General features: G+C 28.9%; 2 protein-coding genes. Both read left to right on the top strand.

Going from position 1 to position 716, the window contains the following annotated elements; genetic code table 11:
- The first annotated feature begins 154 nt into the window (after nt 1-154).
- Nucleotides 155-469, top strand: coding sequence for a hypothetical protein (locus GOQ16_RS17230; protein ID WP_160070427.1), 315 nt, complete (start codon nt 155-157; stop codon nt 467-469).
- Between the two features lie 42 nt (nt 470-511).
- On the top strand, nt 512-716 hold a 205-nt coding region (locus GOQ16_RS17225; protein ID WP_160070426.1), incomplete at its 3' end, for a hypothetical protein.

Raw genomic sequence — 716 nt, 5'->3', positions numbered from 1 at the left:
ATGACAAGAATAGGAAAGAAACATGTAGAAACAGAAGGATACTATGAACCAGGAAGTATGGATGATAGATTTAGAAAAGAAATATTACCAATAATTCTAGAACAAGAGAAAGAATTTGAAAAATATACAGAAGAAAGAGGAAAAAATAAAAAAGATGATGAATGAAGAAATAGATAATTTAATAGAAAACTTTGACCAATTAAGTATAGAAGAATTAGAAAATTATGAAATATTAATGAATACTGGTGGAGGACCAACACCAGCACCAGGAAGTACAAGCAACAATCCAAAATTAGAATTTCCTGAATTAAAAGGAGGATATGCACCAATGCCACATAGACCTTATAGACTGTACTATGATAGAATTATACCACAACATAGGATAGAAATATATAAAGATCAATTTACACCAAATGCATATTATAATAAACCAATAAATCTTGGAAGAGCAAAACTAGATTTAGACTGAAAAATAGATATTAAGAAAGTCTTGTTACAATGGGCAGATGCAATGATATTATTCTTTTTATGTAACCAAGATGATACATGGGAATCTACGGATAGAAGAATTGACTATTTAATAGCATCATTTGAAGGAGATGTAAGAAATTGGTGGGAAGGAGTAACTGAAGATACTAAATTATTAATGAGAAGAAATATACAAACAGAAATGCAAAAAACCTCACAAGAAGGAATAAAAAAGTTAGTGGAATATA

Origin of the sequence: Sphingobacterium bovisgrunnientis, from assembly GCF_009829085.1 — a bacterium.
GTDB classification, from domain to species: domain Bacteria; phylum Bacteroidota; class Bacteroidia; order Sphingobacteriales; family Sphingobacteriaceae; genus Sphingobacterium; species Sphingobacterium bovisgrunnientis.
The sequence above is the reverse complement of the archived record's forward strand: the minus strand, read 5'-3'. Positions and strand labels throughout refer to the sequence as shown.

Coding starts and splice junctions, on each gene's coding strand:
- GOQ16_RS17230 (WP_160070427.1), top strand. CDS start 155: ATGATGAATGAAGAAATAGATAATTTAATAGAAAACTTTGACCAATTA.